Below are 11716 nucleotides of genomic sequence, written 5' to 3' on the forward strand. Positions count from 1 at the left end.
CGAGGGTGTTTCATTAGCTGTGTAAGGGTCCGGTCTCGAACCGAGGTGTGACCTGCTGTCCCGCCTCTGAGAAGGACCGATGACATGACCGATACTGCAGATGCCCAGAACCCTCTTGCCGGGGTGCTCAGCGCCGACCAGGTCGATGCCCTCGTCAACGCCGCTGAAGACCTCGGAGAAGGCCGCCACGGGGTCGAGGAGCTCCTCTCGCGGATGACCCAGGCGGTGCTGGAGAGGGCGCTGGAGACCGAGATGAGCGATCACCTGGGCTACGAGGCCGGCGACCCTGCTGGCGCCGGCACGGGCAACTCCCGCAACGGCAAGACCACTAAGTCCGTCCAGACCCTCCAGGGACCGGTCCAGATCACTGTGCCGCGGGACCGCAACGGCTCGTTCGAACCGGTGATCGTGCCCAAGAGGTCCCGCCGGCTCGGGAGGGTCGAGGACATGATCCTGTCGCTGTATGCCCGCGGGATGACCACCCGCGATATCGGCTCCCACCTCGAGGAGATCTACGGCTCCAGGGTCTCCGCCGCCACGATCTCCCGGGTCACCGACGTCGTCGCCGACGAGGTCGCCCAGTGGCAGTCCCGGCCCCTGGAGACGGTCTATCCAATCGTCTATATCGACGCGATCTGGCTGAAGATCCGCGATGGCGGTGTCGTGGCGAACAAGGCCTGCCACGTCGCCGTGGGCGTGGATCTCGAGGGCCGCAAGCAGGTGCTGGGTCTATGGCTGGGCGTCAGCGAGGGCGCGAAGTTCTGGGCGAATGTCCTGACCGAGATCCGTAACCGCGGCACCAAGGACATCTTGATCCTGTGCTGCGACGGGCTGAGTGGGCTGCCGGCCGCTGTGAACAGCATCTACCCCGAGACCGTGGTCCAGACCTGTGTGGTCCACCTGCTGCGCTCGGCGATGAAATACGCCTCCTACACCGACCGCAAGACGATGGCCAAGGACATGCGCCCGATCTACACCGCCGCGACCGTGGAGGCCGCACAGCTGGCGCTGGAGGCCTTCGCCGAGATATGGCAGACCAAGGCGCCGGGAGCCGTGCTGGCCTGGCGGAACGCGTGGGAAGACTTCATCCCATTCCTCGCGTTCACTCCCGAGATCCGCAAGGTCATCTACACCACGAACCAGATCGAATCGATCAACTACCAGCTACGGAAGATCACCAAGACCCGCGGCTCGTTCCCCTCGGACGAGGCAGCGATCAAGCTGGTCTACCTGGGCATCCGGAACATCGAAACCCGCCGCGGCGGAGAGCTCGGCACCGGCACCCAGGGATGGCACCAAGCGCTGAACGCTTTCGCCGTCCAGTTCCCCAACCGACTCCCCCTCTGACCACCCGGCAGAAGGACTGATCGACCGGCCCCTTACACAGAAAACTTGACACCTCCCCACCAACACTGACAGCCGGTTCAGACTCCTCGCTGACCGCCTCTCCAAGGATCACTGGCACTGGACGCCCGACCACCGCGACCGACACGCGGCGGACCGTCACACCCCAATGTCGGAATCAGCTCGCAACCATCGGTCACCACGCCGACCGGGCTGACCTGCAGACCCCACGAAAGATCGAGGCTAAGCTCGATGGGATGGAGCGAATTCAGGTGCTGCTTGTCGACGATGATCCCCTCGTCCGTCACGCCTTGAGGTTCTTCGTCGATGGGGCCGTGGATCTCTGTGTCGTCGGCGAGGCCGGCGACGGGGAGGCGGCGGTGTCGCTGGCGCGGGAGCTGGGGCCGGATGTCATATTGATGGACCTGCATATGCCGAGGATGGGGGGCGTCGAGGCGACTCGACAGGTTGTCGAGCTGTTTCCTGAGATGCATGTTCTTGCGGTGACCACGCTGAGCACCGAGAGGCACGTCGTCCCCGCGCTGCGTGCCGGGGCGTCGGGGTACCTCGTGAAGGACACGGAGCCGGATGAACTCGTAGCCGCCATCCGAGAGGTGCATTCTGGGCGCTCGATGATCTCCCCGGAGATCACGTTCGAACTGATCAGCACGATCCGTGGTGATGCCCTGCGCAATGATGGCCGCAGGATGGCGGAACAACTGACAGCGCGCGAAATCTCTATCGTACGGCTCATCGCGCGCGGGATGTCGAATGCGGAGATATCGGAGACCCTGCATCTGTCGGAGCCGACGATCAAATCGAATCTCACGCGATTGATGAGGAAGTGGCGGGTTCGGGATCGCGTCCAAGTTCTTATTTATGCGATCACGCATGATGTCATCGATGTCGATATGCTCGAGGTCGGAGACGGCGAATAGGTGTCGTGCGGGTGCGAGAGAACGTGGGGAATGGGCTGAAAGCTCTGTCTACTGCCTGTCACCACGGAGCAGCACCGCTCCATGACGCGGGATCACCACGTCGATCGCGCTGGACCCCGGGGCGACGCCGCGCGCCGCGTCGGACTGCACGGAGACCGCACGCACCGGCACGAGCTCCCCGCTCCACAGCTCGGTGACCTCGCCGACGAGCGCAGCGGGCAGGCCCACGTCCTGGCTGTCCAGCGACACCGCGAGCTCCTCCTCACCCACATTGAACGCGCCGACGTACTGCTCGCCCTCCAGCCCGTCGGCCGTCCACAGGATCAGCGCGCCCTCGCGGAACACCTCGCGATTGCCGGTGGAGCCGGCGTGCACGGCGAGCACGTCGGGGTTCTGCAGCAGTGCGATCGTCGCAGGGTCGGAGCTGGGCAGGTCTCCTCCCACCATGAGCGGGGAGCGGGCGATCACCCACAGCGTCATCAGAGTGCGGCGCTCGTCGGGGGTGAGCTGGTCGTCGCGGGGCTCGCCGCGCTCAGCGCGGATCCCGATGCGGCCCAGCGGCAGCATGTCCCCGTCGGCCCAGCCGTCTGGGCCCGAGTGCGGGGCCCAGCGCGCGAAGCGGGCGAAGTTCGCCTCGACGTCCTCCCACCGATCCCACAGGTCATCGCAGATCCGCCACATGGTGGCGTGCTCGCGCAGGTGCGGCAGGCGGGTCAGGGACAGATCCCGGCCAGGGGAGAGGCTCAGCTGCATCGGCCTTCCGCAGCACTCGATCGCACCCGCGAACGCCTCGATCTCCGCCGCCTGGTAGGGCCAGAGCATGTCGTCGACCTTGAGGAAGTCCACGCCCCAGCCCGCGTACAGCGCGAGCACCGAGTCGTAATACGCTCTCGCTCCGGGCACGGAGTGGTCGATGCCCACCATGTGCGGGTTCCACTCGCAGGAATTCGTGGGATCAGCGATGTCCCCTGCGCGCAGCTCGGAGCCGAGCACGGGGCTGTTCGCCGCGACCGCGCGCCGCGGGATCCCCCGCATCACGTGGATCCCGAGCTTCAGCCCGAGGGCGTGGATCTCCTCGGCGAGCGGTCCGAAGCCCGTGTCGCCCGCAGCGCTCGGGAAGCGCACCGGGTCCGGCAGCAGCCGGCCGTGCTCGTCCATCGTGAGCGGTGCGCCCTGGTTGTAGCCGTGGGAGCGGGCCGACGGGTCGGACCAGTCGATGTCGATCACCACGGTGTCCCAGCCCAGCGGAGCCAGATGCTCGGCGAGGAAGCGGGCATTGGCCAGCACTTCTGCTTCGGTGACGGTGGTGCCGTAGCTGTCCCAGGAGTTCCAGCCCATCGGTGGGCGGCTCTGCCGGGGGCCAGGGGCAGTGGCGATGGCAGGGGAGGGGGCGGGGGTCATCTGGTCACTCTCCGAGCAGGCGGTCGACGTAGGCATTGGTGAAGACGCGATCAGGATCCAGGCGCTCGCGCAGGGCGAGGAAGTCCTCCAGCCGCGGGTACTGCGCGCGCACCTGCTCCGGGGCGGTGGTGAAGACCTTCCCCCAGTGAGGGCGCGGCGCGAACGGGGCCAGGCGCTCCTCGATCTCCGGCAGCAGCGACGCGACCTGCTCGGGCAGCTGCTTCCAGGTGAAGTGCACGCAGGCGCTGTCGCGCCGGTACGCGGGGGAGAGCCACAGCTCCTCCGCGGCGACGGTGCGGATCTCGGAGGCGTGCAGCAGCGGCCGGATCCGCTCGCCGAGCTCGCTCACCGCCGCGACCGCTGCGGCCAGGTCCTCGCGGGCCACGAAGTACTCCGACTGGATCTCCTCACCGCTGCTCGGGGTGAACTCGAGCCGGAAATGCGGCAGCCGCTCATGGGAGGGGCCGGGCTCCCCGCTCTGGTCGGTGCAGAAATCAGCGGGCATCCCCGCCAGCGGATGCACCGGCCGACGAGCCCGCCGACCGCCCAGCCACTGCTCCGGCAGCTCCTCGTCCACCCCCACCACCTGCTTCACCCAGGCCTGGTCGATCCGCCGGTCCCAGTGGTGGAAGAGGCTCACGCTGGTCCCGGCCGCGAGCATCGTCAGCAGGTCCTCGCCGGTCACGCGGCCTGCAGGGAAGTCCAGATGGACGGTCTGCCGCATCGAGGCGGCGGGTACCAGGTCCAGGGTCAGGTGGGTGACGATGCCGAGCGCGCCGAGTGCCAGCACCGCCCCGTCGAAGAGCTCGGGATCCTCGGCGCGGGACAGGGCGAGCAGGTCTCCACCGTCCGTGACCAGCTCGATCGCCCGCACCGAGGAGGCCAGCGAACGGCTGGCGTCCCCCGAGCCGTGGGTGCCCGTCGCACTCGCCCCGCCCACCGAGATGTGGGGGAGGGAGCCCATGTTCGCGAGCGCCAGGCCGTGCTCGGCCGCCGCCACGGCCAGCTCCCCGTAGCGCACCCCGGCGGCGACCCGCACGGTGCGCGCTGCGCGGTCGACCTCGAGGTCGGCGGGCAGGTGCGCGAGGGTGACGAGGTCCGCGTCGCTTGCGGCGATCTCGGAGAACGAGTGCCGGGTGCCGAGCGCCCGGATCCGCCGGCTGCGGCCCACCAGGGTGCGCAGCTCCGCGACGGAGGCCGGGGCGTGCAGCGGCCCGGGCCCGTAGTCCACGGTCCCGGACCAGCTGCGACCGGGGCGGGTGTGCGCGGAATCGGGGGCGTGCGCGGAAGGGGTCCCAGCGGGCATCATTGCTCCAGCTCTTCGAGGGTGGTCACGTCATCCTGCCGAAATGTGCCGGCCAGCGGGGCAAAGTAGGGCGATAGATCGCGCTATCGCCCCACTTTGTCCCGCTGGCCGGGCTTCTCCCGCGGGCGGGACGAGGTGGGGCTCAGAAGCCCTGGCCGAGGCGGTAGAACACCTGGTTGGTGCGCAGCTCCTGGGCGAAGGAGCGCACCGTGGTGTTCTCGTCGATGACCGCGAGCTCGAGATCGCCGATGGTCGCGAGGTCCTCCCAGACCTCGAGGCCCACGGCGGTGGTCATCACCGTGTGGTGGGCGGCGCCGGCGGTCAGCCAGCACTCGGCAGACGTCGCGAAGTCGGGGGCGGGCTCCCAGACGGCGCAGGCCACGGGCAGCTTCGGCAGCTCCTGCGCGGGCTCGACCACCTTCACCACGTTGGCGACCAGGCGGAACCGCTCGCGCATGTCGCTCAGCGCCACCACCACGGCGGGGCCGGCGTCGGCCGTGAACTTCAGGCGCACCGGGTCCTCGCGGTTGCCGATGCCCAGCGGGTGGATCTCGAGCGACGGCTTCGCGGTGGTCAGCGAGGGGGAGACCTCGAGCATGTGGGCGCCGAGGATCTGCTCGCGGCCGGGGGTGAGCTCGTAGGTGTAGTCCTCCATCAGGGAAGCGCCGCCGGGCAGGCCGTGGCCCATCACCGCGGCGACCCGCACCAGGATCGCGGTCTTCCAGTCGCCCTCGGCGCCGAAGCCGTAGCCGTCGGCCATCAGGCGCTGCACCGCGAGGCCCGGCAGCTGGCGCAACCCGCCGAGGTCCTCGAAGTTCGTGGTGAAAGCGCCGAAGCCGCCCTCGTCGAGGAAGGTGCGCAGGCCGATCTCCTGGCGGGCGCCGTAGCGCAGCGACTCGTGGCGCTCCCCGCCCTGCTTCAGCTCGGGGACGACCTCGTACAGCTCCTCGTACTCGGCGACCAGGGCGTCGATCGCGCTGTCCTCGACCGCATCGACCACGGCGACCAGGTCGTTCACGCCCCAGGTGTTCACGGAGACGCCGAGCCGCAGCTCGGCCTCGGTCTTGTCGCCCTCGGTGACGGCGACGTTGCGCATGTTGTCGCCGAAGCGGGCGAGCTTCAGCGAATGCATCTCGGCCCAGCCGGTCGCGGCGCGGGCCCAGCGGCCCACCTTCTCCTGCACGCCCTCGTCGCTCGCATGGCCCACGACGGTCTTGCGGTTCACGCCGAGTCGGGTGGCGATGTATCCGAACTCGCGGTCGCCGTGGGCGGCCTGGTTCAGGTTCATGAAGTCCATATCGATGCTCGCCCACGGCAGCTCGACGTTCGCCTGCGTGTGCAGGTGCAGCAGCGGGGTGCGCAGGGCGTCGAGGCCCTGGATCCACATCTTCGCCGGGGAGAAGGTGTGCATCCACGCGATCACGCCCACGCAGGCCGGATCGGCGTTCGCGGCCAGGGCCATCTCGCGGATCGCGTCACGATCGGTGAGCACCGGCTTCCAGACGATCTTCACCGGGATCGAGGAGCCGGCGTCGAGGGTCTCGGCGATCACGCGGGACTGCTCGGCGACCTGGTCGAGGGTCTCGGGGCCGTACAGGCCCTGGCTGCCGGTCAGGAACCAGATCTCGCGGGCTTCAAAGGGGTTCTGCATGGTGGTGTCCTCGTCGTTCAGGGGAATAGGGGGGCGGAGCCGGCGTCAGCGCTGGCCGTAGACGTTCTGGTAGCGGTCGTAGAGCGAGTCGATCAGGCGCGGCTCGATGGGCAGCGGCTCGCCGAGCTGGCGCGAGATGTGCACCGTGCGGGCGACCTCCTCGACCATCACGGCGGCCTTCACCGCGGCGCGGGCGTCCTTGCCGATCGTGAACGGGCCGTGGTTCTGCATCAGCACGGCGGGGCTGCGGTGGCCGGAGAGCGTCTCGACGATGCCGCGGCCGATCGAGTCGTCGCCGATCACGGCGAAGGGGCCGACGGGCACCGGGCCGCCGAACTCGTCGCCCATCATCGTCAGAACGCAGGGGATCTCCTCGCCGCGGGCGGCCCAGGCGGTGGCGTAGGTCGAATGGGTGTGCACCACCCCGCCCACCTCGGGCATATGCGAGTACACGTAGGCGTGGGCGGCGGTGTCCGAGGAAGGGGTCAGCGTGTCCGGTGTGCCGTCGTCGATCTTCACGCCGTCCAGGGTGCACACCACCATCGTCTCCGCGGTGAGCTCGTCATAGGAGACGCCGGAGGGCTTGATGACCATCAGCCCCGGGACCTCGGGCGCGGTGGCGGGGACCCGTTCGGAGACGTTCCCGGCCGTCCACACCACCAGCCCGTTGCGGGGCAGCTCGGCGTGGAGGGCGGCGACCCGCTCGCGGGTGGCGGCCACCGCCTCCTGGGTATCGACGGGGAGGGTGGCGAGGGCGAGAGTCATCAGGGCTCCTGGGAGGTCGTGGGGAAGAGTGAAGAGGCGAGCCCAGCCGGGTCAGCGAGGCCAGCCGGGTCAGCTGGGTCAGCCGGGTCAGCGAGGCCAGCCGGGTCAGCTGGGTCAGCTGGGTCAGCCGGGTCAGCTGAGCAGGTCGCCGGCGAGCCGTTCGACCGGGAGCCCGGTGCGATAGCTGGCCAGCCACTGGGCGTGCCCGGCCATCCCGGCCTCGTCGGGCTCGAGGGTGCTGAGCTGCTGGGAGGCGAAGATCTCGGTGCCCAGGAAGTCGCCGAGGGAGGCCTGCCCCTGCTCCTGCCCCTGGTCGCGGGCGCGAGCGGTGAAGGCGGCGAGCAGGGCCATGCCCCAGGCGCCGCCCTCGGCCGCGGAGTCGCCGACGGCGACCGGGGTGGCGAGCGCGTCGGCCAGCACCTGCTGGGCGACGCCTGCGGTGGCGAAGATGCCACCGTGGGCGTACATCACGTCCAGCTGCACGCCTTCGTCCTTCAGCAGGGCCTCCATGCCCACGGCGAGCGCCCCGAAGGCGCCGTAGAGCTGGGAGCGCATGAAGTTCTCGAGCGTGAAGCGGGCCTCCTGCTCGCGCACCAGCAGGGGACGGCCGGAAGGGACGCCGGTCTGGTGCTCGCCGGAGACGTAGTTGTAGCTCAGCACGCCGCCGGCGTCGGCATCACCGTCGGCGCCCGCGCCGAACAGGGTGCTGTAGAGCTCCTCGGGGCCGACGGGGTGGCCCAGCAGCTCGGCGAAGCGGCCGAACAGTCCCAGCCACGCATCGAGGTCGGTGGTGCAGTTGTTGGTGTGGATCATCGCCACCGGGTCACCGGCCGGCGTGGTGACCATGTCGATCTCCTCGCGCGGGCCGGAGAGCTGCTCCTCGAGGACCACCATCGCGAAGGCGCTGGTGCCGGCGGAGACGTTGCCGGTGCGGGGCGCGATGGCGTGGGTGGCCACCATTCCGGTGCCGGCATCACCCTCCGGCGGGGCGGTCACGGCGCCGGGCTGCAGGGCGCCGCTGGGGTCCAGCAGCGCCGCGCCCTCGGCGGTGAGCGTTCCGGCATCCTGCCCGGCGACCAGCACCTCGGGGAGCACCTCGGGGAGGGCCCAGGGGAGGCCCTTCACGCCGTCGAGGGCGGAGAAGCGTTCGAGCTGCGCGGTGTCGAAGGCGTCCCCGGCCGCGGAGATGGGGAACATGCCGCTGGCGTCCCCGATCCCGAGCACCTTGCGGCCGGTGAGCTGCCAGTGGACGTAGCCGGCCAGGGTGGTGAGGAAGCCAAGGCGCTCCACGTGCTCTTCACCGCCGCGGATCGCATGGAGCAGATGAGCGATGCTCCAGCGCAGCGGGATGTTCAGCCCCAGGGCGTCGCTGAGCTCGCCGGCGGCCTCGGTGGTGAAGGTGTTGCGCCAGGTGCGGAACGGGGCGAGCTGGTTCCCCGCGGCGTCGAAGGGGAGGTAGCCGTGCATCATCGCGGAGATGCCCAGGCTCGCCAGCTGCGTGAGCTCGACGCCGTGGCGCTCGCGCACGTCGCGCACCAGATCGGCGTAGCAGTCCTGGATGCCGGTCCATGCGCTGTCCAGGGAGTAGGTCCAGGTCTCGTCCTCGAGCTGGTTCTCCCAGGCGTGGGAGCCGGTGGCGAGCACCGTGCCGGCGTCGTCGATGAGGGCGGCCTTGATGCGGGTGGATCCGAGCTCGAGGCCCAGGTGGGCGCGGCCAGTGGAGATCAGGGTGGCCGCCTCGGCATGGTCGGCGGTGGTCGCGGCAGCGTGCGTCATGGCCCCACTGAACCACTCGGCCCCCGTGATGTCAACGTTCACATTCTGGGATCTGCGACAGGATGCCATCGGACGGTCCCCGCGACGGGTGGAGCGCACCCGCTGCGGCGATGTCCCTGCTCATCTGCGGCAATGCTCGGTACGTGCGCTCGGGACGGGTGGAGCGCCGCACCACGAGTCGCGGCGCCAGGGCGTCCGGCCGACGTCGAAGGTCGGTCGGCGCTCGACGCGGTACGTGCCGCGGACTCTGCCGCGGCGGAGCACGGCATCCTCGGCACGGGGCGCGACACGGCGAGGGCACGGCTTCCGACGGGCGCGGCGTCGAAGCCGCCCCTCGTGGCCCCGCGTCTCCGCGTCCTGCGGGACACCGAGTAAAGACTCCGTAATGGTGTGACGGAACTCGCTCGTCTGGTGCCTGGGTAAAGCAGAATCGCCACACACAGCATGCGCAACCTGCGTTCGGTGCCTCGACGAGGAGGAACATGACCACTGACGTCCCGTCCACTGCGGCGAGGCCGACTGCGACGACGAGACGCCACCGGCTGGAGACGCTCCGGTATGTCATCAGCCGTGTCCTGCGGGCTCTGTTCACGATATTCGTGGTCGCGACCGGCACCTTTTTCCTGGTCCGACTGTTGCCCAGCAGTCCGGTCGACGTGTACATCAACGAACAGATCAGTGTCTACGGCATGAGCTACGAGCAGGCGGCGGCTCAGGCGGCCACCCTCTTCTCCTTCGATCCCAATGCGTCGCTGATCGAGCAGTACTTCAGCTACATGCTCGGCCTGCTCCAAGGCGACTTCGGCCAGTCGATCACCGCGCCGGGCACCTCGGTGATGACCATGATCGGCCAGTACCTGCCGTGGACGCTGTTCAGCGTCGGCATCGCGCTGATCCTGAGCTTCGCGCTCGGTGTATGCCTCGGAATGATGATGGCCTACCGGCGCGGCTCCTGGGTGGACCATCTGGGCACCGCCTTCGGCTCCGTCACCCAGTCGATTCCGTCCTTCCTCATGGCGATCATGATCATCGTCGTCTTCGGCGTCCGGCTGGGGTGGCTGCCTCTGGCGGCGATGCGCGGTGCCTACACCCCCGGGGTCGAGATCGGATTCAACGTCACCTTCATCGGCGACGCTCTCTTCCACGCCGCGCTCCCGATCATCTGTTACGTGCTCACCTCGCTCGGGGGCTGGATGCTCGTCATGAAGTCCTCGACGGTCCAGGTGCTCGGCGACGACTACGTGCAGGTGGCTCGGGCCCGAGGTCTCAGCGACTCCCGGATCCAGTTCCAGTACGTCGGCCGCAACGCGATGCTCCCGCTGTTCACCGCGTTCATGTTGTCGATCGGCTTCCTGGTGGGCGGATCCATTCTCGTCGAGACGATCACGCGGTACCCGGGCGTCGGCATCCTGCTGTACGACAGCATCTCCTCGCGCGACTACACGACGATCCAGGGCGTGCTGCTGCTGACCACGATCGCTGTGGTGATCGCCAACCTGCTGGCCGACTTCCTGTACTCCACGATCGACCCACGCGTGCGCCTGACCGGGAAGGACAGCTGAGACATGACCGTCGTTCCCCCCAGCGAGACCATCACTCCCGACCCCGACCCCGGCCCCGACCCCGAGGAGGTCGACTCCGGCGCGAGCGAGCAGGACGACGCACGCCCCGATCGCCCGAACGGCTTCGTGGTGTTCTGGCGCGGCATGCGCCGCTCCAAGACCGGTTTCATCGGCTTCCTCGTCTTCATCGCGATCGTGCTCGTCTGCCTGTTCGGGCCGTTCTTCACTCCACCGAACCTGGCCGACGTCCCGAACCGGCTCCAGGGTCCGAGCTCGGCACACCCGCTCGGCACGGACAACATGGGCCGAGACGTGCTGATCGATGTCATCAACGGTGGACGCTCCGTCCTCCTCGTCGGATTCCTGGCCGCGCTCATCTCGACCGGGATCGCCGTGTTCTTCGGTGCGCTGGCAGGGTATGCGGGCGGCAAGGTGGACGCGGTGATCGTGACGGTGACAGACATCGTCCTGACCGTTCCGTCGATCATCCTCCTGGCCGTCATCGCCTCTTTCTACTCGGTGGGTTCGGACTGGGGCCTCGCACTGCTGATCGGCGTGCTGGGCTGGCCCGGTCTGCTCAGAGCCGTCCGCTCCCAGGCGTTCTCGCTCAAGGAGCGCGAGTTCATCGAGGCGGCGAGGCTCCTCGACTTGGGCACGACGCGGGTCGTCATCCGGGAGATCGTTCCGAACATGTCCAGCTACATCCTCATGAACTTCGTGCTCGGAGCCATCAATGCGATCTACGCGCTGGTCGGCCTCTACCTGCTCGGACTCGCCCCGCTGACCGGCAACAACTGGGGCGTGACCTTGCATTGGGCCCAGAAGGCCGGCGCCCAGTTCAGTGCCGACTCCGTGTGGTGGGTGATGGGCCCGGTGCTCGCGATCTCTCTGCTGCAGCTGGCGCTGGTGACCATGTCCCGCTCCTTCGAGGAGATCCTCAACCCGCGCTTGCGGCACAACTGATCGAACGGAG

Annotated in this window: 9 protein-coding genes; 4 read left to right on the plus strand and 5 right to left on the minus strand. The window is 68.8% G+C overall.

Annotated features, from left to right (window positions below; all coding sequences use genetic code 11):
• The first annotated feature begins 84 nt into the window (after positions 1–84).
• Both ACTH43_RS12160 and ACTH43_RS12165 read left to right on the plus strand, forming a co-directional pair.
• Positions 85–1347, plus strand: coding sequence for an IS256 family transposase (locus tag ACTH43_RS12160; protein ID WP_343926305.1), 1263 nt, complete (start codon positions 85–87; stop codon positions 1345–1347).
• 254 nt (positions 1348–1601) lie between these two features.
• Complete coding sequence (locus tag ACTH43_RS12165) at positions 1602–2282, plus strand: response regulator (RefSeq protein WP_441445163.1); 681 nt, start codon at positions 1602–1604, stop codon at positions 2280–2282.
• Between the two features lie 48 nt (positions 2283–2330).
• Here the strand turns inward: ACTH43_RS12165 and ACTH43_RS12170 are convergent, their stop codons facing one another.
• The 5 genes from ACTH43_RS12170 to ACTH43_RS12190 form a co-directional block, all read right to left on the minus strand.
• On the minus strand, positions 2331–3683 hold the full coding sequence (locus tag ACTH43_RS12170) for a glycoside hydrolase family 27 protein (protein WP_441445164.1): 1353 nt from the start codon (positions 3681–3683) through the stop codon (positions 2331–2333).
• Positions 3684–3687: 4 nt separating this feature from the next.
• A complete protein-coding gene (locus tag ACTH43_RS12175) occupies positions 3688–4992 on the minus strand; it encodes a D-arabinono-1,4-lactone oxidase (protein ID WP_441445165.1) in 1305 nt (434 codons plus the stop codon).
• A 139-nt stretch (positions 4993–5131) separates the two neighbouring features.
• Positions 5132–6640: an L-arabinose isomerase gene (araA, locus tag ACTH43_RS12180; RefSeq protein WP_441445166.1), complete on the minus strand. Its 1509-nt coding sequence runs from the start codon at positions 6638–6640 to the stop codon at positions 5132–5134.
• Positions 6641–6685: 45 nt separating this feature from the next.
• Positions 6686–7405, minus strand: a complete 720-nt coding sequence (locus tag ACTH43_RS12185) for an L-ribulose-5-phosphate 4-epimerase (RefSeq protein WP_441445167.1) — start codon at positions 7403–7405, stop codon at positions 6686–6688.
• 132 nt (positions 7406–7537) lie between these two features.
• Positions 7538–9181, minus strand: a complete 1644-nt coding sequence (locus tag ACTH43_RS12190; protein WP_441445168.1) for a xylulokinase — start codon at positions 9179–9181, stop codon at positions 7538–7540.
• Between the two features lie 482 nt (positions 9182–9663).
• Here ACTH43_RS12190 and ACTH43_RS12195 point away from each other — a divergent pair, with 482 nt between their 5' ends.
• A complete protein-coding gene (locus ACTH43_RS12195) occupies positions 9664–10743 on the plus strand; it encodes an ABC transporter permease (RefSeq protein ID WP_441445169.1) in 1080 nt (359 codons plus the stop codon).
• 3 nt (positions 10744–10746) lie between these two features.
• Positions 10747–11706 carry an ABC transporter permease gene (locus ACTH43_RS12200; protein ID WP_441445170.1) on the plus strand — a complete coding sequence of 320 codons (960 nt, stop codon included), beginning with the start codon at positions 10747–10749 and terminating at the stop codon, positions 11704–11706.
• The last annotated feature ends 10 nt before the right edge of the window (positions 11707–11716 follow it).

The sequence above is a fragment of the Brachybacterium sp. genome (genome assembly GCF_052095815.1).
Lineage (GTDB): Bacteria > Actinomycetota > Actinomycetes > Actinomycetales > Dermabacteraceae > Brachybacterium.